The sequence below is a fragment of the Actinosynnema sp. NPDC004786 genome, from assembly GCF_053601135.1.
Genome location: NZ_JBSGBG010000074.1, coordinates 1 through 26,576, shown reverse-complemented (window position 1 = coordinate 26,576; position 26,576 = coordinate 1). Strand labels below are relative to the sequence as shown.

Below are 26,576 nucleotides of genomic sequence, written 5' to 3'. Positions count from 1 at the left end.
ACCGGGGCATCACCGCGTTCTCCACCTGGTCGCTCGCGAAGCTGCGCGAGCACCTGCTCGACCGCGGCACCGTGGCCGAGGTCAGCCGGGAGACGCTGCGGCGCATCTGCGCGGCGCGGGCGTCTCCCGGCAAGCCACCACCACCTGGAAGGCCTCCACCGACCCGGACTTCCTCGCGAAGACGCACCGCATCCTCGACCTCTACGACCACCCGCCCGACGACGGACGCGCGTGATCTGCGTCGACGAGTTCGGACCGCTCAACCTGATGCCGCGCAAAGGCACGGCCTGGCGACCCGCCGGGTCACCCCGCCGATTACGGGCGACCTACAACCGCCACCACGGCGTGATGCACATGCTCGCCGCACTCGACCTGACCACGGGGAAGATCCACTATCGGATCCGGCGTCGCAAGCGCCACGCCGAATTCCTCGACCTGCTCAAGACGCTGCGCGCCCGGTGGCCCGGTCAGCGGCTCTACCTGGTCATGGACAACTTCTCTCCGCACCGGCACCCCGACGTCCGCGACTGGGCCGCCGACAACGACGCCGAACTGCTGTTCCTGCCGACCTACTCCAGCTGGTTGAACTGGATCGGGGCCGAGTTCGCCGCCCTGCGCTACTTCGCCCTCAACGGCACCGACCACCGCAGCCACGCCGAGCAGAACGCCGCCATCGGCTCGTTCATCCGCTGGCGCAACACCCGAGCCCAGCCCAAGACCGGCTTCGCCACCGACTCACCCATCCGCACTTGGACCCATTACCCGGCCAAGGCTGCGTGACAAGCCACTAGCGGTCCAGCATCATTTTCGCGTGCAGCCGGATGGATCGGTCGACAACACCGCCAACGCCGATCACGTGACCAACCTTGTACAGGCGGGTGCGGTGGGCACTGTCAACTTCGGTGTCGCGTCGTCACCGCCTCCGGCCGCTCTGGTGCTGCCGCTGCACGGGGGGCCGGGCGCGGACACCGACGTCTTCGTGGGAAGAGACGAGGAAGTCGCGCGTCTGTCCGCCTTGCTGCAGCCGGGCTCCGGGACGGCCGTGACGCGCGTCGCCGGCATGGGCGGGGTGGGTAAGACCGCCTTGGCGCTGTACTGCGCCAGGGCTGCCCTCGGATCCGGTTGGTTCCCCGGCGGCGCGTTCTCGGTGAACATGCAGGGTTACCGCGCCGACGGCGGCGTCCCGGCGGAATCGGTGCTGCGTCCCCTGCTGCGGCTCCTGGGCGTTGATCCGCTCGGCACGCCGACCAACCCCGGCGAGATGGCGGCGGTCTACCAGCAGCTGCTCGACGGGATGGCCCGGTCGGGGCGCGAGGTCTTGTTGGTGCTCGACAACGTCTCCACCGCCCGTCAGATCGCGGGCTTGATCCCCGCCAACCCCGCGCACCGGGTCCTGGTCACGACCCGGGACACGGTGGACATCCCAGGTGCCCGCGGCTTCTCGCTCGACGTCCTGGCCGCGGACAAGGCCGGCGTACTGCTCGACGTGGCACTCCGCGACGTGGCGCCGGACGACCGGAGGCTTGCCGACGATCCCGCAGGCACGCGGGAGTTGGTCCGCACGTGCGGGTGGCTCCCCCTCGCCCTGCGGATCGTCGCGGCCCTGCTCGCCGAGGAACCGGACCTATCCCCAGCCCAGTTGGCCGCTGAACTCGCCGAAGCGGGAATCGAAGGCTTCGTCCACGGTGAGCGGGCCCTGTCGGCGGTACTCGACCTGTCCTGGCACCACCTGGTCCGTCGGAACCGGCCCGCCGCGCGGTTGCTGCGACTGCTCTGCCTCAACCCCGTGCCGGACTGCGGTACCGAGGCCGCCGCCGTGCTCGCCGACGCCTCCGAAGCCCGCACCGTCCACCTGTTGCGCGCCTTGCGCCAGGCCCACCTGCTCGTCCACACCGATCGGCGCTGGCGGATGCACGACCTCGTCCGCGCCCACACCGAGACGTACGACGCGGATCTCACACCGGACGACCTGCGGGCCGCCGACACCCGACTGGTCAACCATTACCTCATCGCAACCCAGGATGCCGTCAACCACCTGGCTGCGATGTGGGTCGGAAGGCCGGATGACCGCTTCACCGGCTCCGGGGAAGCCCTGCGCTGGTTGGACGGCGAGTACCCCGCCCTTCTCGTCCTCGCCCACAAGATGGCCGAGGCAGGGCACCACCACCAGGCTGCGGCGCTGTACAGCCAGTTAAGCGCGTACCAGGTCAACCGCGGCTACCTGACGGACCAGCTCACGACGTCGCGGCTCGCCTACGCGGCAGCACTCCGGCAGGACAACCTCTCCACCCAGGCGGACATGGCCAACAACCTGGGGCTCGCGCTCGGACATGTCGGACTGCTCGGGGAGGCGATCGACCTCTACCTGACCGCGATCGATCTGCACACCCGCAACGGTGACGACCACCGCGCCGCGAAAGCCCGCAACAACCTGGGTTCCATGCTGACGTCCTTCGGTCGGCACGACGAGGCGATCCGGCTCTGCCGCGAGGCCGTCGACGCCTACCGGCGGGCGGGTGATCCCAGACGGGAGGCGGGGGCGTGGCACAACCTGGGGACCGCGCTCGCAGCCGGAGGCCGGACCGACGAAGCGATCCTGGCCTGCGAGCGGGCCGCGAGCATCAACCGCGAGGTTCGCGCTTACGACAGAGAGGTCATGGCCTGGACGACGGTGGCGAACATCCTCCTGGACACCGGTCTGGGCGACGACGCCATCGACGTGTGCCACAGCGCCATCGCGATCGGCCAGGCATTCCACGACACCGTGGCCGAGTCCCGCGCGTGGGCGGGACTCGGCTCCATCTACCTTCGACTCGGCCGTCCTGCGGACGCCGAAGAGGCGTACCGGCAAAGCATCGCAACGGACGCCGGAGAGCACCCGACCGGGACGGTCGCGCAGCGGTGGACCGGCCTGGGGTTCGCGAGAGCAGCCGGTGGCGATCTCGCCGGCGCCGCGGCGGCGCACCGGGAAGCCGTCCGGACCTACCACCGGATCGGTGATCCGCACGGTGAGGCGATGACGTCGAACAACCTGGGCAGAGTCCTGTTGCGGGCGAAAGACAGGCGAGGAGCGGCCGAAGCGCACCGAACCGCCCTGAAGCTCACCACAGCGCACGACGATCACTTCGGGCAAGCAATGACCCAGGCCAACCTCGGCGAGTTGCACGACGAGGGGGGAGACACAGCCGCCGCCGAGGCCGCCTTCCACGAGGCGATCACCCTGTTCCACCGCATCCGCGACGCCAAACACGAAGCCAACGCCTGGCTAAGCCTGGGCATGTGCCTGCACGACCACGACACGACGAAGGCGGTATCCGCGTACCAGCAGGCGTTGACCATCTTCACCGAGTCCAACGACGAACACGCAGCGGAGTCCGCCCGCGAGTACATGCGGAGGGCATCCGCCTCGGAGCCGCTCCCCCATGACCGACCACGTCGTCACAGGCGCCTGCGGCACTGCTCCACCGAGCTGTCCGGTGTTCTCCCGCGCCATCCGCTCGATCAGCGCCACGACGGTGTCGTCGACCGGCGGTCGGCCGGTCCGGGGGTAGGCCGATTTCTTTGCGACCAGGCGTCGGTGCCATCGCCGCCCCGCTGCCCCACCGGAAGAAGATCGCGCCACCGGGCCATCTTGGGCCGTCGCCGTGGTCAAGGCAAAACAGGCGACGAATCCCGGTTCGAGCCGGCGGACGACGGCGGGGAGCCGCTGGTGGTGGACGTGCCGGTGCTGGCCCTCGACACGCAGCACTGGCGGGACGCGCTGGTCGCCTCGTCCCAAGATCCCGCCGCCGACGGTGTGAACGACACCCCTCCAACAGTCCGCACGGCCCACCAGTTTGGCGTCGTGGCGGTGCTCCACCCCATACGACGTGCACGCCACGATGCAACCGCACTTCGTCACGACGGCGACACCACGGCATGGACCCGGAACCGATCGACTGGCTCATCGCGTACCACGGCGACAACCACCACAGGCTCCGACGTGTGAAGTGCGACGTCGGCCCGGCGATTTCTTCTCTTTCGCTCAATCAGTTCTCACGTACTGACCCAGGCACATCGTGGGCTGTATCGAGCACCGCCGGTCCGTTACCTGCCGGCGCTCCATTAACGCAGGCCGAAGATTCACGCAGCGCCAGGAATGGGACTTACCGAGCTGGCCAGATCCGTATTTGTACGGCGCGATAAAAAAGAGCGCAGCCTCACCAGAGGGCCGGTCATGTTGATCAGGACACTGCGGTAGAACATGACCTGGCGGTGCAGTCGGATGCAGTTGAGCGCAGCTCGACCCTGTTGCCACACCTTGACTTCTCCCAATTTCCTCCCATCTTCCTCCCGCCTGGAGCCTGTGTCGCCCGCTGCGGGCGTCGAACGCCTGTGCCTGAATCAAGTGACCAGTCCGCAGCTGAATCACTCAGCACCGACTGAGCCCGAGAGTGTCCGATGGTCCTCCGCGTTGGCGTCGGAGCCTCCGCAGCAGCGCTACCTGTATGTGTGCCTGCCCGTTCCAGGCGGACAGCACACCGGACGCGCCGATCAGTCCACGTCCTCCTCAGTGTCCGCCTCGTCGCCGGCGTCGTCCGGCATCAGCACGGCCCGCATCACCTCGTCGGCGTCACCCAACTGCCTGATGGGGACCGCAAGCTCACCCTCGTAGACGCGGTGGTGCGCCCGTGCGGTGATCCGCCAGGTGCCGCGCAGCTCGGTGATGTCGGGCGCGTCGACGACCAGGGCGAACTCGTCGAGGTCGGTGTCGTGCGCGCTTCGGGGGCGCAGCGCGTCCAGCGTCACGGTGAGCGTCGTCGATCCGCCGTTGCGGTACAGGACTCCGATCCCCGTGGCGGCCGGCCGGAATACGTCGGGCACCGGAAAGTTGTTCAGCGCGATCGCGGAGGACAGCAGCGTCGTGGTGGCGCCCCATTGGCGGGGCAGGGGCGGCAGCGGAGACGAGAGATCGAGCCAGTCGTCCTCGACCGGGTCAACGGCCCTGACCTCGCCTTCGATGTGGACCTGCACCTCGACGTTCTCCAGGAACGCGTCGCTGTTGTTACGAATGCGCAGGTGAACGCCATGTCCGGCGTAGCCCGCCAGGTGGTCGAGAACCTCCGGCCATGCTCGCCGCACTTCCCCCTGCCAGGACTCCACCTCGGCCAGAAACTTTTCTGGTGTGCGGCGGTCGCCGATCACGAACGGGCTGGCCCAGGTGTCGACCGCAGCCACCTGGGAACGTCGGCGGATTCTGGCGCGGGCCGACACCTCGCCGAGCCTCTCGCGGTGTACCTCGATGTAGTCCTCCAGCACCTGCTCGTAGCCATGCGGGTGGCGTACCGCACGGCCGACGACGGCCACGTCCAGTTCCGCAGTGACGGTATGCCCGCGGCTCCGGTCGAACATCGCGCGGATTTCCGCGCCCTTGGCCAACCGGGTCTCACCGTCGGCGCGGACGAAGATGGCACCGTCGGTCAGTTTCTCGGGCCCGTCGCTCAGGCAGGTCCGGACGCTGCCCGTCGGCGGGTCGACCACGATGACGATGACGTCTCTACCCTCGCCCGCGGGAACGCGCTGGAAGTCCCATCGGGGTCCGGGCACGCCGGTGAAGCGGGCGACGAACCGGGCCAGGTCCATGGCCTCGAACGGCGCGATGCCGGTGACCGCGCCGGGAGCAACCCCAAGAACCATCAGGGCGTGCCCCTGGAAGTAGCGGGCCGCGGTGTCCGGATCCCGGTTAGCCGCACCGAGGATAAACTTGACCACCTTCGCCCGACCCGCCGACCCGGTGAGATCGACATCGGACTTCAACTCCAGGAAGTGTCGCTCGACCCGGTCGTCGGTCTTGCCCAGATCATCGATCAGCGACGTCCACTCCATCTGCCCGCGCGGCAGCACCGAGAAGTCCATAACCCATCCATCCCGAACACAGTGCGGAGGAACATCCGAATCTACCGCCCGACACCGACAACCTGACCCAGCGTGACGGAACACCGGGATCCACGCTTCCGCCGTACGCGGTGACTGGCGGCTCAGCAAGCCACGCCAACGGTGACCGATGTGAACTGCTCGCGGCGTTCGAACATGACATGTCACGCCAAACGCCATGGCGCCGGGCAATGCGCTCGCGGACGCCTACCGTCCGCAAGCCAGCCAGGTGATGCAGGCCGATGCTCGCCCGGTTCCCCGGAAACCCAGCTGATCGTCTGCGTGCGCAGGACCGAGCAGGGCTTCGGACTGTGGCTGCGTCACCACGGCTATCCCAGCAACGCCCGGTCCGACGCGCCTACCAGCGGCAGCCCGCCGCGATGGTGGAGCTGCCACGACGAGGACTACCTCGCGATCGCGGAGCGGACGAAAGCCGAGGGCGCTGTGATGCATGGGTGGCCGTGCGGATTGCGCTCGAACGTCGCGCCGTCCGGCCGTTCCTGGGCACCGAAGGGCCGTACGTCGGGCGCTGGTCATGATTTACGAAACGTAACTGTTCAACTACTTCCGGGCATCATTCTGTTCGGAGTGCCTGATCGGCCAGGCCGTGGCCGTTGGTCGGCTGACGTCGTTATTCTCTACTAGTGCTGCGTCACGCAACCTTGATCGGGTAATCGGTCCAGGTGCGGATGGGCGAGTCTGTGGCGAAGCCTGACTTGGGTCTGGCTCGGGCGTTGCGCCAGCGGATGTAGGCGGCGATGGCGGCGTTCTGTTCGGCGTGGCTGTGGTGGTCGGTGCCGTTGAGGGCGAAGTAGCGCAGGGCGGTGAACTCGGCCTCGATCCAGTTCAGCCAGGAGCTGTAGGTGGGCAGGAACACCAGCTCGACGTCGTTGGCGGCGGCCCAGGCGTGGACGTCGGGGTGGCGGTGGGGCGAGAAGTTGTCCATGACCAGGTGGAGTCGTTGGCCCGGCCACCGCGTTCGCAGGCTTCTGAGCAGCTCTAGAAGCTCGGCGTGCCGCTTGCGCCGGCGGATGCGGTAGTGGATCTTCCCGGTGGTCAGATCCAGGGCGGCGAGCATGTGCATCACGCCGTGGTGGCGGTTGTAGGTGGCCCGTAGTCGGAGCGGCGCCCCGGTCGGCCGCCATGCCCTGCCCTTGCGGGGCTGAAGGTTGAGCGGCCCGAACTCATCGATGCAGATCACCCGCCCCTGCTCGGGCGGATGGTCGTAGAGGCCCAGGATCCGGTGCATCTTGGCGAGGAAGTTCGGGTCGGTGGAGGCCTTCCAGGTCGAGGTGCTCTGCCACGAGACGCCACCGGCGTGCAGGATGCGGCGCAGGGTCTCCCGGCTGATCGCGGCCACGGTGCCGCGGTCGAGCAGATGGTCTCGCAGCTTGGACAGCGACCAGGTCGAGAACGCGCTGATGCCCCACGAGGCGGGGGACGTCCGGGCGATCAGGCAGATCCGTTGCCGGACCGCCTCACCGATCACCCTCGGGCGTCCCCCGCTCCATTTTGGGTCCAGCGCCGCGAACCCCCGCTCGTTGAACGAGTGGATCACATCACGTACATAGTCGGCGCTGACCTGCATCAACGACGTGATGTCCGGGACCGCCTGTCCCTGGGCGGACATCAGGACCACGATCGCCCGACGTAATCGCACCGGGTCCTTCGCGGTGCGACCGATCCGGGCCAGCTTGCGGCCCTCCTCCATGGACAACGGCCGGACGAACACCTCCGGACGACGACCCACGACCACCTCCCGCTCGACATGGGAGGACCAGCCTGGACCGTCAGCCCGCCACGCCGATTAGCGGGTCAACGTTCCGAGATGCAGCACTAGATGATTCGCTTGTGGCACAACGCGTCTCCCACTCGCACGGGTAGTCTTGACACCGAGCCGATAGCGGCGTGTTGCTCGCCGCCCTTGCCGTAGTAGTGGAACCAGTCCAGCTTGAAGACGACGCCTCCGGGCTGGAGACAGCGATTTCGGACAGGCACGCGCTATGTTGCGGTCGAGGCAGATGGTCATGTCATCGTTCGTGCTTGCGCAAGAGGTTCGCGAGTGTCGGCAGCACTTCGTCGTACATCGACTCCTGCTCGCGTCCCTCACCGCTCGGTGCGATGGCCTCCGCCAACGCACGAAGTTCCGATGGACCATCGGCAGCGAGCACGGCGGCTCTGGCGCGCCCACGCTCCAGTTCGGACGACGTCTGTCGGCGATACGGTCCAGCTCGCCACAGGTCGACGTCCATGCACACCGGTTCGACATGCCTGCCGAGCCTGACGATCAAATTGTTGATGATGCCGATGCCGTCGGCGTCCAAGTCGCACCACGCCGCTATCGGCAACTCGGTGAAGCCGGACAAGAACGCGACGAGCGGACGGCTGGCGTAGCCCTTACCCCACACGCACAACCACCGGTCGTAGACATCGGTACGCTGGCAGACCTGCTCGAAGGCGTCCTTGTTCTCGATCACGAGAACGCCGCGCACCCCTGGGGTGTCCACGGTGCCGAGCAGTCCGAGACCTCCGGCTGGCAATCCGATCCACGGCTCACTCGTGTGAGCGTCCGCGACAACGCTGCCGACGTGCCAGAGCAACGGGCCGCGCATGAGGATCTCGACATCGCTGATCTTCACGGCCTCGGTAAAGGACTTGCCGACGATGTTGGCGAACGCCGCCTCCCGCTCCGGCGTCCACCGCTTGGAGTCCCTGAACGCATGGCTGGCGATGTCCTTCGCGGTGAGCTCGACGCTGGGACCGTCGTGGAGGTACCAGTAGCAGGCGGCACGGATGGCGTCCTCGTAGACCGACCACACCTTGGTTCCCGCGCGGGTACCTGCGGGTGCCCGCAGAGGTGATCCCTGCTCGACCCGAGCCAGGAGAACGCGCTCGTCAGCCAAACTCAGGACCTCCTTCATCAGGTCTAGGAGTTCCTCGCGCGCAGTGTCGGGATCCGGCCGTCCGGTAAGTTCGTTGAGATAGTCGAGCCGGGCAGCCTGCCATGCCGCCGTGAGCCGGAAGTGCTGTGGCTGGAGGTCGAACCCGGCCTTGGTCGCGACCACCTTGCACCGCACGACGGCCACGCCAGCACGGATCAGATCCATTGTGAACCGCCAGGCGTTATCCTGGAATCGGGTTGCGATGCCGGTCCAGCGGCGTTCGACTTTGGTGTTGAGCACCCAGATGAGGTCGCGCTTGTCAAGCGTAGCCGGCAGCGCGAAATAGGACGAACGAGAACTGGGCAGCAGGTCGACCTGACGTGGGTTGACCCGGCCCTTCCGATCACGAGGCACCCGATCCGATGGAACACCGAGTTCGAGCTCGTCATCGTCATCAGCGCGAGGTTTCGGTACGGTGAAGGCCTTGACGCCGGGTGGCAGCAGGCTCGGTAGCGGTACCTCAATCCGTCCGGCGCTTTCACCGAAAAGAAAATCTGGTTGATGTGCGTCCATGGTCAGGCTCCCTCGCGGCGTCGACCGGCGGCGAGGTGGTCAGCCGTAAGCTCAACCTGCTCGGAGTTCGCGTTGAAACCCCAGACCCGCGTGGGGCGGTTGTAGGCCTCCGCCTCACTCGTATGGGCGAACCACATCAGCTCGCCGCAAACGTCCGCGGCATCGACCAGCACACTGTCCTGGCAGGTACCGAAAATTGTGACTTGGGTTTCCTCAGCTACGCGTTTGAGTGCACCGAGGACATCTTTGCGGTTGACTTCCCCCAGGCTGTTGCCCAGCTCATCGAGCACCAGCACCCTGCCGTGCGTCTCAGCATCGGCCAGAACGGCTGCGAGGACCAGTTGCACAGCATGGACCTTGACCTGGGCCCCATTGGCAACCTCCCGGTAGGACACTGGTCCACTTCCTCGAGAGCGCTTCCAACGCGGAGTGACCTCCCAGACCCACTCGGCCGCGCCCTGTGGTGGCGAGGCCACGACATGCAGGTCGGCGCCGCTACCACCGCGCTGCTGATCCAAGTGGTCGAACTGCACGCTCACACGGCCGAGGATGCCTTCGAGGTGCCGCTCGATCATATCCTGCATGACTTTAAGGTTTCGTTCACCATCAGCCAGCTCGCGCTCCAAGCCCTGATGAATGCGCACGTGTTCGGCCCGCTGGTCCTCGATCCGCCCTCTCGTGACCCGATCCTGACCTGCAAGTGCTCCGAGTCTGCGGTGCAGTGGTTCCGCGACGGCGGGTAGATCTGTCATCGGGGCACGATCACCAGATCCCGCGGCGAGCACCTTTCGCAGCCGAATACATTCCTTCATCTCCATGGGCAGGGTTTCGTCGCGCTCATCGATGCCGAACAACCGCATCGCATCCGCCAACCTGTCGGTGGCTGCGACTCGAACCGCGCCGAGGTCGCGGATCGGTAGCTCGTCAAGGTCTCCGCTGTAGCGGTGCAGAGCGCCTTCGGCGAGCGCCGTCCATGCCACAACGTCCAGCTCGACGCGTTCCTGCTCACGGGCACGCAGCTTACGGCGCTTGTCCCGTTCGTCACTCTGGGAATTCTCCAGCCGGACTTGAAGGAGAGCGACCTGGTGGTCGTGTCCTTCCAGGGCTCCCTTTGCCTGCTCCCAGACCTCTTGCAGCTCGTGCTCCTTCTCGGACGCTGTACCGATCGCCCGGTCAAACTCTCCAATCTGCTTCGACAACCGGCCTTCGTCCTCGTTGACAATCTTTAGCCGCTCGGCGGCGACCGCGCAGCTGTGCTTCGCTGAGGCGAGCCGAAGCGCCGCCTCGGCCAGTTGGAGTTCAGTGTCTACTTGACCTTCGAACTCAACCGCGTGCTCCAGGTTTCGGCGTAGACGAACAAGCAATCCTTCCCGGCCAGTCATCGGGTCCGGGAAGTTCCCGCTGATTGTGAGGCCAAGGGATTTGTCATGAACGCGGTCGGGCGCGCCGCGGTACTCGAGCCGAGCTTCGAGAGCACGAAGAAAGCCTGTGATCGGTAGGCGACACCGGACACCATCCGGGAAATTGCTTTCTAGCCCATCAGTGGCGACGACCATCGCCCCGGGTCGCTCGGCGAGAGCGTGGTCCAGTTCGGAAGAGAGCAGTCGGTGATCAATGACGACGGCGTCCTTGTACGGCAGCAACCGGGGTTCCCAGACGGCACGCGCGGATTCGTCGACCTCTATCACGTCGAAGAGCGCGTCGCCTTTAAACCCGCTGCGCTCCAAAGCGTCTAGCACGAGTCCCGCGTCACCTCCACGACCCTTCTCAGCACGATCAAGCACCTCCGCTGCTTCGGAAACCGCTGCACGGGCCGCCTCCAGCTTGAGTTCGGCCCGGTTCCGATCAAGGAGCGACCGCGCGTTATCTTCTGCGGTCTCGGTGGACGGTCGACCGTCCCACTCTTCGGCGCTCTTCAGAAGCTTGTTTCGCTCCTCCACCAGGCTGCGGTGGGTTGTGTTGATTTCCGCACGCCGAATCCGCAAGCCGCCGGTTTTCTGTTGTGCCTCTGTCCAGGCGACGCGAGCTCGTCGTTCAGTGGTTGCGAAGTCAGTGGCATTCTTCAGGTCATGGAGAGCGTTCTCGATGCCGTTGGCGAATTCGGCTGCCATCGCGTGCCTCTTCGCGAGGTCCTTGATGTCTTCGGCGGCGGCCGCCTCGGCGGCCAGCGCCTTGCGGCACTGCGCTACGACGTACAGGTCCCATTGGGCCTCTGCCTCGGCCAGTGCGGCGCGAGCGGCGTCACGGTCCGCGATTGCCTGCAGTGTAACGGCCTCCTCGCGCTCGCGTTCAGCCGCTCGCGTTAGCGAATCGTCACGAGTACGCCGCTGCACAAGAACGGCACCGCGCAACGTGCGTTCCTCGTCGAGATGGGTCTTCGATCCGGACAGAGCGATCAAGGACTCGCCGATGTCCTTCGGCTCCATCTCGGTCATCTGCTGGCTGAGCAATGACGGGACTGGAGGCCGTAGTGGTGTGTCGAGGTAGGTGAGGCAACGCGGGGCGTCTCCGTAGAGCTGCTCGGCCATGTGGCGGGGCGACAAGGTGCCGTTGTGGCGCACGGCCTGCCAGATCAAGTCAGCCTGCAGGTCGCGTTGGTCGAGATCTTCATTGTCGGCGAGGTGCACGCCATTGGCCCACCTGACCTCCATCCACGGCTCCGACGTTGTGAGACGCACCCACACGGTCACAGCCGTCTCCAGCGCTTCCACCTCGTCCGCGAAGACGCCGACGATATACCCGCTTCGCGCGGGGCTTGCCTGGTGGATGCTCACTCCGGCCGAGTCCGGCCGGAAGAGCACACCGGTCGCCGCCTTACCTCCCTTGGTGTCGAACCTCCATTGCGGATCGCCAAGCAGGATGGAGACGGCGACGAGGAAGCTCGTCTTGCCGGAGCCGTTGGAGTCGCCGCGGGGTCCTTCACCGGACACCGCAATGAACGTGCCCGGCACTACGGGAACCGGATGTGTGGTCAACCTGGCCACGTCGAACGTCTGCACCGCGATCAGGTGACGTGACCCGATGATTCCGCGATTGCCCACCTTCGGGACGTACTGATCATTCATATTCGTATGCGCTCCCGAGTTGTGAGCTTGCGTCACGCTGCCTGCGGATCGCCAGCGCGAGATCGCCGTGCGGCTCGGCGAGCAGAATCATCTCTTCGAACAATGTCGTTGTCGCCCGCTGGGTGAGCCGAAGCACTTGAGGTCCGAGCACTATGCCTCCGGTCGCTGACTTGACCAAGCCGAGAGCCCGGAGTTCCCGAAGCGCTTCCTCGATCGTGCTTTGACGCTTGATTCGTCCCGTCTTGAGCAAGGCTGGTGACACTGGGTCACCATCGGTCCACGGTGCATCAGCGGAGAGACGTCCCGCCGCTCGTGGGATGGCGACCGATAACAACAGCACCATGGCCAGCACGGCGCTTTGGTCAGGACGTAAGAGACCTATGCCCTCTGCAGCCATCCGCTCACGAATCCGGTCGTCGTAGCCCGTGATGTAGCCGCCGCCACGCTTGATCAGCACTCGACCGGCCTCGGCCAGCACCTGCTCCACCACGTGCCGCAGCGGTACCTCCATCAGCGCACGGAACTCTCGAGCTGGGACCGGCAGTTCGGCGGTTTCCAATGCGGCAACCGCGGACAGGACGTCATAGCGGCGGTTGGTCGGCAGCATGTCCAGCAAGCGCTCAGTCACCCGTTCGTCCTTCCACAGCGGGCAGCTGGGAGTGTTGGCGGCGCAGCCGATCGACATCGGCTTCCGGCCAGGTCGCCACCACGGGCCCCAGCCTGATGGTGCCGTCATCCAAGTCGGGCGCGAGGTATCCCCACCTGCGCAGCCGATTGACGGCTTGCGTAACGTTCTGGATGCCCAACGGTGCAAGTATTCGACGCAACTCTTCGAACGTGGTGGGCACGCCGGGGAAGATTGGCGCGTCCGGATCCGGCCAACAGCAGGTCAGACATGCGGCGAGTACGACGACAGTAGCCTCTCCCGCGCCGCCGGGCCCGCCGACGTCATCCGGTGTCAGCGGTCCTTCTTCAAGCCACCCCAATGCCAAGTTCACTGGGCCGGTGCCTCGCAGTTCGACGAGCCTGCGGCCGGCGTTGGCAGCAGCGGCTCTGAGGTCGGCGAGATCCGCGTCGTCTTCAGGGGCTGCCATCGTCCGCCAGACTCTCAACTGTGCCAATCTGAAAGCCTCATTCACGGCGACTGCCTCTCTCATCGATCAGCCGGATCGGGGTGACGTAGCTGACCGGTCCAGTGACGTGCACCTGGAGCGCGTCGGACAGCTGCACGGTGAAACCGAGGTCAGGATCTCCGGATGCGGCGAGCAGGTCGGCGACCATGCGGATCGCGTCACGCCAGGGCCCGATCTCGATCTCTGCGGTGAGGTCGACTTCCACCTTGCCGCGCAGGTGCAGACGGAGCACGGCTTCGCGGCGCTCACGCAGACTCGCGCGTCTGCGACGCGCTTCCTGTACCGGATCATGCTCCGGCGGCAGCTCCGGCGATCGCGGCGCGCGCCTGCGTGGCTCAGGCGGGCGGTACTTGTCGATGGTCGCGAGAATCTCGTCCGGCGTGATCGACGCCGACGCCGGGTCGAAGACCATGCGTTCGAACACGCCTGCGAGATCGTCAGGCGACGAGTGCAGAGCCGCGGTGCGGTACTGCTCCGGCAAGAGCATGGAAAAGTCCCGCTCGGCGGTGACCGCGCGTAAGAGGCGGTCGACCAGCTCGCTGACCGCCGCCGAGTAGCGCATCGCTTGCGTGATCAGTTTCGACCCCGTGGGGCTGAGTCCGGGAAACCGCGTCTCAACGACCGCGACAAGTGCCTCCGCCTCGGCGAGCATGCGGTCGGCCCCCCGCCGGTTGCGCCGCTCACGCATCAGTTCCTCGACCGGTCGGCTGCGGAGCTGTATCAGCTCGCCCGTACTGATCGACAAGGCGCGCTTCAACGTGATCAACCGCGCCAGCACGTCGTCACGACCGAGCACGCCATCGACGATGTCACGTCTCGTCTGGTCCAGGAGGAACAGGATTTCCTGGATCCCCGTGCCGAGGCGCAGCATGTCAAAAACGAGCAAGGCAGCGACGCCAGCACCGTGGAAGTGCAGTTTTCGGTGGTAAGAACGCCCGCGTGGAGGCCCAATCAGGCCCAACTGCTTGAAGACGGCGATCCTGCTCTCGAACGTGCCGGGACCGGCGTCCCCGCAGGCGGCCTTGAGCTGCTCGAGGGTGAGCCCTTCGCCGTTCTCATCGAGGTCACCATAGGCCTCGTAGACGGCTTGCGCCCACTTGAGCATCGCTGGGTCGCGGATGACGGCACCGGCGTTGTCCGCTACAGCGGCCACGAACGCGCCAAGCCGTTCGAGATAGGCCTCCTCGGACTCCTCGTCGTAGCCGTCCTCGCTGAACAGATGGAGTTCTGTCACGGGATCGAGGCTGCAGAGGAGCGACTCAACGACGGCACAACGTAAGATCGTCTGGTATACACTCCAGGAAGTCATGCGCCGAACGAGCGAATGCTCACCACGAAAGAGTGAACCTGCAACGCAACGCGTGACGTTTCTACCCCGACCAGGCGACGCGAGCACCCCGCGTGTTCGTGCGGGTGTTCGAAGAGCAGCAAGACGACCATGCTCATCTCACCCGTACCGCTCGCCGTGACCTCCCGCGCGATGCGCCACTCGACCCTGCCCACCACCACCGAGGTCTACGGCCATCTGCTATGCCACGTCGCCCACGACGCGGTCGACGTCATCGCCCACGCTCTGGCCGAGGCCGATGTCGCCTGACCTTCGGGACGCGACCGCATTGCGACCACAACAGCCGAAAACGACACCAGCGGGTCTGCCTCGAAAGGCAAACCCGCTGGTCATGGCCGTCGGGACGACAGGATTTGAACCTGCGACCCCTTGACCCCCAGACCCGATCAAGGTCTGACCTGCGGAAACAGCCGCCGGAGGCTCCGGGTTGGCTTCGTTGAGCTCAGTTCAGGTCATGCCACCTCTGTTGTGGCACAACGAAGTCTCCTTCTTCCGCTCCCTCCTGCTCGGTCACTTGACTCGCGATCACGTGCCGATCTGGGCGAAGTAAGTCATGCCATGGCCAAGGGGCTCCGGACGATGACGACCGTGAGACCATGGACCCGGTCCCGTCGAGGGTGAGGGGAACGGTCATCGAGACGGCGAAGGTCCTCGTAGTCGACCCGATCGACGACACGGCAGTCCACCGCCTGCGACGCGTGGCGGACGTGCTCGTGCGCCCACAACCGTCCGTCGCCGAACTGCTGGATCTCGTGGCGGACGCCGACGTGGTCATCCTGCGCAGCGGTGTGCGACTGACCGCGTCCATCCTGGGCCGCGCCGCGAAGCTCAAGGTCGTCGTGCGGGCCGGTACCGGCGTGGACAACATCGACCTGGAGACCGCTTGGCGGGCGGGAGTGCGCGTGTTCACCGTCCCCGGCGCCTCCGCCAATGCGGTCGCCGAACTCGCGATCGGGTTGACGCTCGCGGTGTCGCGCCGGATCGCCTTCGCCGATCGGCAGGTGCGGGCCGGTGAGTGGCGGAAGGCGGAACTGGCGGGCCTCGAGTTGAGCGGCAAGGACTTCGGGCTCGTGGGGTTCGGCGAGATCGGCGCCCGCGTCGCGCGGATGCTTGCCGGGTTCTCCCCGCGCCTGCGCACGACGGTCCGGCTGCCGACCCGGTCCCGGCGGGCGGCGATCGCCCGGCAGGGCGTCGAGGTGGTGGACCTGCCCACGCTGCTGCGCGAGTCCGATGTCGTCTGCCTCGCCGTGCCGTTGACAGACCTCACCCGGCGCCTGATCGGCGCGGACGAACTGCGTGCCATGCGGCGCCACGCATGCCTAATCAACGTTTCGCGCGGTGGCGTGGTGGACGAGGACGCCCTGGCTGCCGCCCTGCGCGAGGGCACGATCGCGGGCGCTGGACTCGACGTGCATGAGTCCGAGGGCGGGAACAGCCCGTTCGCCGGGATGGACAACGTCGTCCTCACCCCGCACATCGGCGCGATGTCGGTGGACGCGCAGCGCCGCATCGGGAACGTCGTGGTCGACACGGTCATCGGAGCCCTCGGGGGCGCGACGACGATCCCCCCGGAAGCCCGGGAGCAACGGCCTGCCCGCTGACTACCGCAGCACGCACGGCCGGTGTGACGAACTTTCGCCGAGTCCGCCGCGCCGGCCGCTAGCCTCGGGTCCGAGCACCACTCCTGGCCCGGCCGAGGGAGAACGCCCGTGCGCACGTCAACGACCGCAGGCCGGCGACCGGTCGGCGGGTTGACCGCCGGGGTCGTCGGGGCGAGCGGGCACACCGGCGGCGAGCTATGCCGACTGCTGCTCGGCCACCCCGCGGTGGCGACGATCCTGCCCACCTCGCGCGGCGACCGCACGTTCGACGCCGTCCACCCCAACCTCCTCGGGGCGGGGCTGGCGTTCACCGACGAGGGTGAGCTTCGGGACCAGGCGGAGTCCCTGGACGTGGTCTTCTTCTGCACACCGACCGGTAAGGCCATGCGCCAGGCGCGGCACTACCTCGAGCTGGGCGTGCTGGTCATCGACCTGAGCGCTGACTTCCGCTTCCGCGACCCCGCCACGTTCCAGCACGCGCACGGACGCGCGCACACCGATCCCGAGCTGCTCGCCGAAGCCGTCTACGGCTTGACGGAGCTACGCCGGGAGGAGGTCGCGAACGCCCGCCTGATCGCCAACCCCGGCTGCTACGCGATCACCGCGGCCCTCGCACTCACGCCGTTGCTGCGCACCGGGTGGTGGCGTCGGCACGCGCCGGTGTCGGTCCACGCGGTCAACGGCAGCTCGGGCGCGGGCAGCGAGCCCAAGGCCGCCGTGATGCACGCCGAGATGGCCGCGTCCATGCTCCCGTACCACCTGTCGGGCCACCGGCACGCCCCCGAGCTGGAAGCGTTCTTCGCGGCGGAGACCGGTAAACCGGTCGTGGTCGACCTGAACACGACGCACGGCGACTTCGCCCGCGGCATCCACTTGCAGGCCAACGTCCGCCTCACCAAGCACGTGTCCCGTGAAGACCTGCTTGACCGGTACGTCGACGCCTACGGCACCGACCACGACGGGGAGCACTTCGTCCTCGTGAACACCCGACCGAAGGTCGGCGCGCGTGACGAGAAGCAGTACGACCTGTACCCGCGACTCGGGAGTGTGGTCGGGTCGAACTTCTGCCACCTCGGCGTCGATGTCGACCAGGAGCGGCAGATCGCCAAACTCGTCGCGGTGACCGACAACCTGGTCAAGGGCGCCGCCGGATCGGCCGTGCAGAACATGAACGTCGCCCTCGGGCTGGACGAGACGGACGGGCTGCGGGTCTATGCGCTCTGACGGTGTGCCGCGACTATCCGATGTGGACATCCTGCCGGGTGATCGATGGATCTACTCGGCGGGCTTCAACGTGCGCCCGGACCTCGCCGCCACGACCAGGATCGACACGGAGCTGCGGGACATCCGCCGGATCCTGGACGCCGGCGGGAAGCTCGCGATCCTGTCGCATCAGGGATCGCACCGAGACCGCTCCGCCGGATCCCTCGACTTCGTGGCGAGGTACCTGTCCGACCGGCTCGGCACGGTGGTGGAGCACCACCCGGACAACGACACCGCGGACTCCGTCGCCCGGGCACGGCGGCTGCGGCCGGGCGAGGCGGTGTTGTTCGGCAACACCAGGAAGCACGCGGAGGAGGAGGCGAATGATCCCGCGCTGGCGCGGCGGTTCGCGGCGCTCGGTGACGCGGTGGCCGTCGGTGGCTTCTCGAAGGCACATCGTGCGCACGCGTCCAACGTCGGTCTGCTCGGCCACCTCCCCGGCTACCTGGCCGACAGCGTGGTGGCGCAGCTCGCGTTGCTCGCGCCGTGGTCCGGTGCCTCGACGCGGTACTCGGTCGCCGTGCTCGGCGGTGTGAAGAGGGAGAAGACGGTGCCGGGACTGGACACGCTGACGCAGTGCTACGACTTGGTGGTGCCCGGCGGTGCGGTGCTCAACGGTCTGCTGCGCGCGATGGGGCACCGGATCGGCGCGTCGGCGCCCGGTGACACCCGCGTGGCGGAACGGGTGCTGGCCCGCGACAACCGCGCCGAGATGCACCTGCCGCGCGAGGTCGTGGTGGCCGACCCCGAGCTGACCCGCTCCGCCGTCGTGCCGGTGCGCGACGGCGTTCCGCCGGGGTGGTCAATCGTGGATTTCGTGCCGCAACCGTGGCTGCACGACCGGCTCGACCGCCTGGCCGGAGGTGGTCGTGCGCTGCTCGCGGGCACACCGTGCCTCTACGCACGTGGGTTCCGCCGAAGCGCCGACGTGTTGCTCGCCGCCTTCCGCGCCCCGTCGGTGGACGCGTTGCTCCTCGGTGGCGACACGGTCGCCGAACTGCCGTGGCACGGCCCGGCGTCCACCGGTGGCGGCGCCGCGTTGCACTTCCTCGGCCACGGGACGCTTCCGGTCCTCGACGCGCTCCGCCGTGGGACCGGGGGTGTGACGCGGTGATCTTCGACGTGTCCCTGCCGACCGCGGTGGTGTTCGGCTCCGGGCGGCTGTCCGAGCTGGGCTCCAGGACCAGGGCGCTGGGCGGTCGCGCGCTGCTGGTGTGCGGTCGGTCCGCAGCGCGCGAGCACGGGCTGCTCGCGGCCGCGGTGGCCTCGTTGGAGGGGGCTGGGGTCGCGGTGGCGGTCTTCGACCAGGTGTCCGAGGGGCCGTTGGACACCGAGGTCGACGCCGCCGTCAGGGTGGCCGTGGAGGCATCGTGCGACGTGGTCGTCGGGCTGGGCGGTGGCAGCGCGATCGACGCGGCGAAGGCCGCCGCGGTCGGTCTGCGCGCCGGCCCGGTCGGACCGCTGGTCGGCGGACCCGCGCTGGACGGCGACCCGCGTGCCGTGCCGGTCTTGGCGGTGCCGACGGTCGCGGGCAGCGGCGCCGAGGTGACCAAGGGCGCGATCATCACAGACAGCGGCCGCCAGCTGAGGGCGGGCATCCGGGGCGACGACCTGTTCCCGCGCGTGGCCCTGGTAGATCCGGACCTGCTGGTGACGGTGCCCTCGCACGTCGCGGTCGCGGCCGGTTTCGACGCGTTCACTCACCTGGTGGAAGGTTGCGTGGCCCACCGGTCGGACGACGCGGTGCGGTGGGCGGCCGAGCGGGCTCTGCCGGTCCTCGTGCGCCGACTACCCGAGATCGCGGCGGGCGCACTCGGGGCGGAGCAGCGCGCGGACCTCGCGCTGGCGTCTGTGCTGGGTGGTTTCTCCGTGGCCAACGCTGGCACCTGCCTGCCGCACCGGCTCCAGCAGGCGATGGGCGCGGTGCCGAGGGTCCGGGTGTCGCACGGCCGCGGCCTGGCGCTGCTCTACCCCGCGTGGCTAGCGCACGCGACCGGCCACGCGCGGGAGCGGTTCGCGGCCGTCGCGCGCCTGATGGGCGTCGACGACGTGGCCGACGGGACGAACCGGTTGGCGACCGCGATCGGCGTCGGTGCGCCGCCGGACTCCTTCGGCTTCACGCCGGATGACATACCGGCGTTAATGGGCGGCGTCACCGGGAATCTAGACAACGATCCCATCCCGAACGTGGGGGAAGGGATCATCAGGGACATCTACCTGGCCGCATTTCGGCGGTGATCGCGCAAAGCGGCTCCTTGCCGCCCGAGGCGGTCACGCACTACCATCGACCATTCGCTATTCGCCATGGCGCCCAACGAGGAGCGGGATGTCCGCCGACAGCTTGCCCGAGCCGCCCGCAGCCCACCCGGTGCTGAGAATTCTTCACGAACGTCGGGACGGCAACAGCAACCCCGGTGAACGGACGGACCCGCACAAGGTCGGCTTGGCCGTCGAGGGCGGCGGTATGCGCGGTGTGGTGTCCGCCGCGATGTTGGCCGCCCTGGAGGAATTCGGCTTCGCCGATTGTTTCGACGCGGTGTACGGAGCATCAGCCGGCGCGATCAGCGGTGCCTACTTCCTGGCGGGCGAGACGTGGAAATCGCTGCCCCTGTACTACCGCGATCTGCCCGCCCGCGGGCTTGTCGACCCTAAGCGGGCGCTGCATGGAAAGTCGATCCTCGACCTCGACCTGCTCTTCGACGAAGTGATGGAGCACGTCCGCCCGCTCGACTACGAGAAGATCCTGCGAGGGCCCGTGCCGCTCGGGGTGGCCATCACCCTCGCGGACCGGATGGAGCCCTTGCTGGTCACCTCCTTCGAGTCGAGGGCCGACCTGAAGGAGGCGCTGCGCGCGGGCTCGTGGCGTCCGGTGCTGGTCAGGGGCACCGGCAGGTACCGGGGGCAGCGGGCGGTCGACGGGTCGATGCTTGCCGCACTGCCCTACACCCTCGCCGTCGAGGACGGCTGCACGCACGTGCTGTCGCTGAGCACGTTCCCGACCGGTGGCTACTCGACCAAACCGTCGCTGCTGGGCAGGCTCACCGCGTGGCAGCTCGACCGAGCACGGAAAGGACTGGGCGCGTTGTACCTGGAACACGCGCGGCAGAAGTACGACGGTCTGCTCTGGCTGGCCGCGCAACGGGAAACGCCGAACGCCGATCCGCCGTTCGTGCTCGACCTGGCACCGGCCAATGGCGAGGACACCATCAGCCGGTGGGAAACACGGCTGGAGCCTTTGGTCCACGCGGTCGAACGGTCTTACGAAATGGTTTACAAGACATTCCAGATGAGCCCGGACGGTGAGGGCACATCAGTGCGCGCGGTGCCGCGGTGGACCGTCGTGCCTACGGATTGATGGCCGACGCGGATCGGTGCTCGCGGGCCAGCGATTGCCCGATCTCGTCGTGCCGGAATCGGTAGGCCGCGCCGTCCTGTCGCAGGATCTCCAGGTTCTTCGCCCGTTCGAGGCAGGCGATCAGCCGCAAAGGGCTCCGCTTCGCCGCGCACAGCAATGCGGAGGCGAGGATGTACGCACACCAAGGCGAGAAGCAAAAGGCGAACACCAGTCCGATGCAGCCCCCCAGGGCCGCGCCCGACTGCCACGACACGTTCGCCGCGTACTCGGCGAGCAGGCCGCTCACCCCGAGGCGCGCCGCGGCCAGGTGGAACGCCCACATCACGATCGCCGAGGCGACGGTAGGCAGCACCAGGTAGGTCATCGCGACCGTCCGGGCCGAGCGCAACGTGCTGACCGGTGTCGAGGCGACCGGTTTCGGCGTCGGCTCGCTCATCCACCTGACGTACCCACCCGCGAGGCCGACCGCCAGTCCCGCGGTGAGGCCGTAAACCAGGCCGATCACGGCCCCATACTCCAGACCGCTCTTGAGACCGCCCACGGCGCCGTAGCGCAGCGCGCCGATGAGCGCACCGCCCAGGCCGATGCCCAACCCGCTCGCCACGCCGAGCGCCAGGTACGGCAGCAGCCGACGTTCCCGCCGGGCGGTGGCGACATCGAGTGGAACGGGTTGGCGGGTTGGCCGGGCCACCTCGAACCGGCGCACCAGCACGCCCGCGATGAACACGCTGAGCCCGATGCCGAGCGTCGTCGTCAGCCCGCGCACCAGCCCCGCATGGGCATCCTTCACCGTCCACTCGTGGGCGGCGGTGACGAACGCGGTGATCACTCCCGCGACGAGGCTGCTCTTGAGCACCGCCGCATTGGAACGCTCGATGCTGCGCGCGACGGCGATGGCCACACCCATCGCCACACCCAGTTCGGCAGCCACGAAAAAGGCGTCCAGGGGGCGCAACAGGGTCAGCGCGCCCGCCAGCACGCTGAGCCCGGTGGTCACGCCCGCCAGCACGCCGCACCGCACCCCGCCCAGCGCGCCACGGGTGAGGCCGATCGTCATGGCCAGAACCAGGCCGACTGTGATGCCCCGCTTGAGCCCCTCCGGGAAGCCGCTGGTCAACAGGTAGACCAAGCCCGCCAGCACACCCGCGACGACCGACCACCAGGTGGCAGGCACGAACTCGTAGACCCGCCACCACTCGAACCTCGGTTTGCCGTCCGCAGCGACCAAGCGCAGCCAGCGGCGCGTGGGGTTCGCCCGCGACCCGGAGCCGTGCGGCGCGGCGTCCGCGTCCGCGTCCGCGTCCGCGTCGAGCTTGGCCAGCAGGTTTTCGATCAGGAAGGTCTTGATCCCCGACTCGTCGAGGTGGCCCACGTCGTGCACGAAATCGGTCGGCCCCGACTCGTCGTCACCGTACTTGCTCCTCACGAGGGACAAGTAAAGGGGCACGGTCATGACCTCTTTGACCGGTGACGGGCCGGGCTGTTCGAGCAACCGGAACAGCGATTGCCACTTCTCCGAACGGGTTGGCAGGCCCCGTGCTCCGAGTTCGCCGGCGTCCGCGCCGCCACTCACACTGGGGGAGACCCGATAAATGCGGAAAAGTCCGCCCCACCCCAACCTGGGGTTGGGCTCGACCGCACTCGGCGGAGCCTCGTAACCGTCGTCCGTGTCGCTCAGGAAGTCGATCGCGTCCTCGACTGCCAACGGCCGCAAAACGACCTCGGTGGCGTTCATGACGCGCAAGCGCTTCTCCACAGCGGGCCCGTAGTCGTCCGCGCGGCATGTGAGGACGAGCGAGGCCGCCTTCGGAAGGAAGCTGTGGATCTGTTCCACCACGGTGCCCCGATCGCGCTCTCCCACCTCGTCGAGGCCGTCCAGTACGAATGCCAGTCGCTTGGTCCGGATGAGGCGCAGGATAACGTTGGAGCCGTAAATCGGCGTGTTCTTCAGGAACGTGTAATGGTCGCCGAGGGTGCGGACAACCCACGATCCGAAGCTTTCCGAAGCCGGGCTCCAGCCGGACAGGCGGAGCACGACCGGAACCGCGTCGGAAGGCGAGCGTGAACGCAACATCGCCAACGCCAGGAACAACCCGAGAACCGACTTCCCGGATGCGGGCGCGCCGACGACGACGAACCGGCGGCGACCAGTCGGCGAGGACAGGTAAAGGTCGAGGATCGCTCGCTCGTAGTCGCTGAGCGGTTCCACGGCCTCCGCGTCGGGTGGCCGTCGAACGGCCGGAACAGCCGGTCCGCGGCGTCCGCGCCCGGACAGGTCCCACCTGATCGTCGCTGGCACGGTGTCGCGCAGGCCTTGGAGCCGGACCTCATCCTCCAGTTGCTCGACGACGGCCTCGGCCAGTTCGCGCACCGCCAGGTCGAGCTGGTCTACCCGCGCCGTCTTCGTCATGCTGGGCAAGCTGTTCTGCAGCACCCAGAACAACGCGGACAGCAGGGCCACAATCGCCGCGACGATGCTCGACACCTCGTCGGTCGTGCTGGTTCCGGCGAACACCCAACTGCCGATCAGGACCGCCAAGGCACAACCGAGCATCACTGCGGCGATCCGGTTGCGCACCATGGACCGAGACTAGTCGTGGAGGACCTCCTGTTCGATCCGCCGATCGAATGAGTGGAAGATGCGGATGAGGTCGGGCCGCGCGGATGTTTTCCACGGTCCGCCACACGCCAGAAATAGCTTTGGATTCGCGAAGTCAACGTGCCTGATTTCACGATCGCCTTATGGCACCTCGGAAAGAATTTGCCCAATAGACGTGTTTTTGGTTTATCTTTGCCATAGTGGCCAACCTTCGGCCCAACATCCTTGACGGCCCGGGCGGGGTGTGCTGACACTGGTGGCGCTTTGACGTCCTGGCGCAGAACCGACCCACGCGATGTTGACACCCCGACTTCCGACGTCGCCTTCATTCGGCCCCAACACGACGGCCAAGGCTTCCGGCTCGAATCCAGGTCGGTGCTCGAAACGGACACAAGGAGGGTCGATCACATCATGGGCGCAGATCTCAACACCGAAGTGGGAAACCGGATCAGGCAGCGCCGCGCTCTGGTGAAAATGGACCAGGCGGCCTTGGCGACCAAGTTGGACGTGCCCGTCTCGGTCGTGCAGGGCTGGGAGTCCGGCACCGGTGCGGAGCCCCTCGACCTCACCGGCTTGGCCGGGGTGGCCGCCGCACTGAGCACGAGCATCGCCGACCTGGTGCCCGCACCCGAGGACGACCTGACCGACGGGGTCCGGTTCCAGTTGCCCGATGAGGACTCCAGCATCGTCGGCAGTCGCGGCGGCATGGATTACTACGTCTACCGCTGTCTGGTCAGGAGCCCGTCAGTGCCGATGCTCATCCCCCTCGTGGTGGACGTCCTGGTCGACGACCGTGAGCGAGCCGAGTTCAACGGCGGCCACGCCGGGCACGAGTTCATCTACGTCATGGAGGGCTCGGTCCACATGCAGTGGGGCGACAAGGCCGAACCGAAGGCGGCGGACCTTCCCACCGGGGCGAGCATCTACATCAGCCCGTACGTCTCGCACACATTCACGGCGCTAGGCGGGCGCAACGCCCGCCTGCTGGCCGTCAACTTTTGATCACGCGACCATGCGGGCCGTCGACACCGTTCGGCGGCCTGCGGCGTCGCACCACGCCGGTTCCGGCCCGCACGACGAGGAGCGCTGAGTGATCCAAGGGTTGCAACCGTCCTTCCGCGACGTCTTGGCGCGCGGCGAACTCGTGAAAGTCGCCGGCGCCCACAACGCGCTCGGCGCGGTGCTGGCGGAACGAGCCGGTTTCCACGCGGTGTGGTCGTCCAGCTTCGAGGTCTCGGCGGCCCGGTGCCTGCCGGACGCGAGTCTGCTGACGATGACCGACTACCTGCAGGCCGCCGTGCACATGCAGCGGGCCGTCGGCGTCCCGGTCGTGGCCGATTGTGACTCGGGCTTCGGCAACGAGATGAACTTCGCGCACCTGGTACACGAGTACGAAGCGTCCGGCATCACCGCGGTCTGCGTAGAGGACAAGCTGTTCCCCAAGATGAACAGCTTCATCGGCGAGGGTCAGCGCCTAGTCGACGCAGAGGTCTTCGCACGGCGGATCGCGGTCGCAAAGCAGTCACAGCGCGGCGAGGACTTCCTGGTGATCGCCAGGACCGAGGCGTTCATCGCGGGCCTGGGGTTGGAGGAGGCGCTGCGGCGCTGCCACACCTACGCCGACGCGGGCGCCGACGCCGTGCTCGTGCACTCCAAGCAGAGCACCGAGTTCGAGGTCGCAGCGTTCCTCGCGCACTGGGCGCGGGACGTCCCGGTGGCGGTGGTGCCGACGACGTACCCCGCGTGGCACGCCGAGGACGCACACCGCGCCGGCGCCGCGATCGTCATCTACGCCAACCAAGGGTTGAGAGCGCAGGTCCTCGCGTTGCGCCACACCTTCGGCGAGATCGTCCGCGCCGGCCACACTGCGGGGGTCGAACCGGACATCGCCACCCTGGACGACATCTTCACCCTGCAAGGGCTGGAGGACTGGCGGAAGCTAGCGCGCTAACACGCTGTGAGGTGTCAGAACACTACGCTTGGGCGCTGAACTTCGGTGACCGGTCTTCGTCCGATCTGGTGACTGGCTGGTGCTGTGCTCACCCGGTCCATGGGCGCGGTGGGCAGCTCAGCGGACAACGCCGCCGAAAGCCTCAACGCCTCCTTCAAACGCGAAACGCTGCAGGGCGCCCAGCATTGGGGCACTGAATGGGAAGCACGGCTGGCCGTGTTCGGCTGGGCACACCGCTACAACACCCGACGCCGCCACTCCCACCTCGGCCAGACCTCCCCGATCGACTACGAGAACAACCTGCTACCGACACCGGCTACGCTGACCCACGCCGCATAACCCCGTGTCCAACATCCGGGGCGAAGTCCCGGTCGCGGGTCGCAAGCGGCATATCGTGGTGGACACCCTAGGCCTGCTGGTGGCGGTGCTGGTGACGCCGGCCTCGACGCAGGACCGGGTCGCCGGCCGCAGCCTGTTGCGGCGCCTGCTCGACATCGCCGGCGGGCGGGTGTCGTTGGTGTGGGCCGACGGCGGCTACACCGGATCCCTGATCGACTGGGCGCGGAAGATTCTTCGCCTGGCGTTCTGCTCGGCCAGTCATCGACGGGACGGGGAGTTGCTGGTGCTGCGGCACGAGGTCGCCGTGCTGCGCCGGACCAACTCTGGCCCGCGGTGGGACTGACCCGTCGGGCGCCGCCACAGCCTGGATGTTGGTGCCGTACTTGTGCGCCTTTCCGGAGTAACGCCGGTCGATCCGCTCGCCTCTCACGCTGGTGGACTTCTCGCCGAGGCGGTCGGCTAAGTGATCAGTTCAAAATGAGCTGGCGTGTCGCCTTTACCTGTGGCGTCGGGCGTTCCAAGATCGCGGCGTGCGTGAGGAGGTCTTGACCGAC

19 protein-coding genes and 1 pseudogene are annotated in these 26,576 nt (G+C 67.4%); 12 read left to right on the top strand and 8 right to left on the bottom strand.

Annotated elements, in window-relative coordinates:
• The first annotated feature begins 144 nt into the window (after positions 1–144).
• Both ACWEFJ_RS37385 and ACWEFJ_RS37380 read left to right on the top strand, forming a co-directional pair.
• Positions 145–780 (top strand): IS630 family transposase, encoded by a 636-nt coding sequence (locus ACWEFJ_RS37385; RefSeq protein WP_449716668.1) that lies wholly within the window; start codon positions 145–147, stop codon positions 778–780.
• Positions 781–811: 31 nt separating this feature from the next.
• A complete protein-coding gene (locus ACWEFJ_RS37380; RefSeq protein ID WP_449716666.1) occupies positions 812–3,988 on the top strand; it encodes a tetratricopeptide repeat protein in 3,177 nt (1,058 codons plus the stop codon).
• Between the two features lie 545 nt (positions 3,989–4,533).
• Here the strand turns inward: ACWEFJ_RS37380 and ACWEFJ_RS37375 are convergent.
• From ACWEFJ_RS37375 to ACWEFJ_RS37345, 7 genes are all read right to left on the bottom strand, one after another.
• Positions 4,534–5,895: a hypothetical protein gene (locus ACWEFJ_RS37375; protein WP_449716665.1), complete on the bottom strand. Its 1,362-nt coding sequence runs from the start codon at positions 5,893–5,895 to the stop codon at positions 4,534–4,536.
• A 670-nt stretch (positions 5,896–6,565) separates the two neighbouring features.
• Positions 6,566–7,624: an IS630 family transposase gene (locus ACWEFJ_RS37370; RefSeq protein WP_449716667.1), complete on the bottom strand. Its 1,059-nt coding sequence runs from the start codon at positions 7,622–7,624 to the stop codon at positions 6,566–6,568.
• 319 nt (positions 7,625–7,943) lie between these two features.
• Complete coding sequence (locus ACWEFJ_RS37365) at positions 7,944–9,368, bottom strand: Wadjet anti-phage system protein JetD domain-containing protein (protein WP_449716664.1); 1,425 nt, start codon at positions 9,366–9,368, stop codon at positions 7,944–7,946.
• Positions 9,369–9,370: 2 nt separating this feature from the next.
• Positions 9,371–12,433, bottom strand: coding sequence for a hypothetical protein (locus ACWEFJ_RS37360; RefSeq protein WP_449716663.1), 3,063 nt, complete (start codon positions 12,431–12,433; stop codon positions 9,371–9,373).
• Positions 12,426–13,061: a hypothetical protein gene (locus tag ACWEFJ_RS37355; RefSeq protein ID WP_449716662.1), complete on the bottom strand. Its 636-nt coding sequence runs from the start codon at positions 13,059–13,061 to the stop codon at positions 12,426–12,428. Before ACWEFJ_RS37355 ends, ACWEFJ_RS37360 begins: the two co-directional genes overlap by 8 nt.
• Positions 13,054–13,527, bottom strand: a complete 474-nt coding sequence (locus ACWEFJ_RS37350; protein ID WP_449716661.1) for a hypothetical protein — start codon at positions 13,525–13,527, stop codon at positions 13,054–13,056. Before ACWEFJ_RS37350 ends, ACWEFJ_RS37355 begins: the two co-directional genes overlap by 8 nt.
• A gap of 37 nt (positions 13,528–13,564) precedes the next feature.
• Positions 13,565–14,800 (bottom strand): hypothetical protein, encoded by a 1,236-nt coding sequence (locus ACWEFJ_RS37345; RefSeq protein WP_449716660.1) that lies wholly within the window; start codon positions 14,798–14,800, stop codon positions 13,565–13,567.
• A 204-nt stretch (positions 14,801–15,004) separates the two neighbouring features.
• On the opposite strand from ACWEFJ_RS37345, the gene ACWEFJ_RS37340 reads away from it, so the two are divergent.
• The 6 genes from ACWEFJ_RS37340 (at position 15,005) to ACWEFJ_RS37315 (ending at position 21,133) form a co-directional block, all read left to right on the top strand.
• Positions 15,005–15,163 carry a hypothetical protein gene (locus ACWEFJ_RS37340; RefSeq protein ID WP_449716659.1) on the top strand — a complete coding sequence of 53 codons (159 nt, stop codon included), beginning with the start codon at positions 15,005–15,007 and terminating at the stop codon, positions 15,161–15,163.
• 347 nt (positions 15,164–15,510) lie between these two features.
• On the top strand, positions 15,511–16,515 hold the full coding sequence (locus ACWEFJ_RS37335) for a hydroxyacid dehydrogenase (protein WP_449716658.1): 1,005 nt from the start codon (positions 15,511–15,513) through the stop codon (positions 16,513–16,515).
• A 108-nt stretch (positions 16,516–16,623) separates the two neighbouring features.
• Entirely contained in the window at positions 16,624–17,739 is a 1,116-nt protein-coding gene (gene argC, locus ACWEFJ_RS37330; RefSeq protein WP_449716657.1) for an N-acetyl-gamma-glutamyl-phosphate reductase, read from the top strand.
• Positions 17,729–18,892, top strand: coding sequence for a phosphoglycerate kinase (gene pgk / locus ACWEFJ_RS37325; RefSeq protein ID WP_449716656.1), 1,164 nt, complete (start codon positions 17,729–17,731; stop codon positions 18,890–18,892). Before argC ends, pgk begins: the two co-directional genes overlap by 11 nt.
• The gene (locus ACWEFJ_RS37320; protein ID WP_449716655.1) at positions 18,889–20,016 is read left to right on the top strand and encodes an iron-containing alcohol dehydrogenase; all 1,128 of its coding nucleotides are present in this window, start codon (positions 18,889–18,891) and stop codon (positions 20,014–20,016) included. The genes pgk and ACWEFJ_RS37320 overlap by 4 nt, the downstream gene beginning before the upstream one ends.
• Before the next feature lie 88 nt (positions 20,017–20,104).
• A complete protein-coding gene (locus ACWEFJ_RS37315) occupies positions 20,105–21,133 on the top strand; it encodes a patatin-like phospholipase family protein (protein ID WP_449716654.1) in 1,029 nt (342 codons plus the stop codon).
• On the opposite strand, the gene ACWEFJ_RS37310 is transcribed toward ACWEFJ_RS37315, so the two are convergent.
• Positions 21,123–23,714: an NACHT domain-containing protein gene (locus ACWEFJ_RS37310; RefSeq protein WP_449716653.1), complete on the bottom strand. Its 2,592-nt coding sequence runs from the start codon at positions 23,712–23,714 to the stop codon at positions 21,123–21,125. The genes ACWEFJ_RS37315 and ACWEFJ_RS37310 overlap by 11 nt on opposite strands.
• Positions 23,715–24,107: 393 nt before the next feature.
• Between ACWEFJ_RS37310 and ACWEFJ_RS37305 the strand changes: the two genes are divergently transcribed.
• The 4 genes and pseudogenes from ACWEFJ_RS37305 (at position 24,108) to ACWEFJ_RS37290 (ending at position 26,365) form a co-directional block, all read left to right on the top strand.
• Positions 24,108–24,734 (top strand): cupin domain-containing protein, encoded by a 627-nt coding sequence (locus ACWEFJ_RS37305; RefSeq protein WP_449716652.1) that lies wholly within the window; start codon positions 24,108–24,110, stop codon positions 24,732–24,734.
• Between the two features lie 88 nt (positions 24,735–24,822).
• Positions 24,823–25,683 carry an isocitrate lyase/phosphoenolpyruvate mutase family protein gene (locus ACWEFJ_RS37300; protein ID WP_449716651.1) on the top strand — a complete coding sequence of 287 codons (861 nt, stop codon included), beginning with the start codon at positions 24,823–24,825 and terminating at the stop codon, positions 25,681–25,683.
• Between the two features lie 87 nt (positions 25,684–25,770).
• Positions 25,771–26,022 (top strand): annotated as a pseudogene (locus ACWEFJ_RS37295) (integrase core domain-containing protein); the annotation flags it as partial.
• Between the two features lie 4 nt (positions 26,023–26,026).
• Positions 26,027–26,365 (top strand): transposase, encoded by a 339-nt coding sequence (locus ACWEFJ_RS37290; RefSeq protein ID WP_449716650.1) that lies wholly within the window; start codon positions 26,027–26,029, stop codon positions 26,363–26,365.
• Positions 26,366–26,576 lie beyond the last annotated feature (211 nt).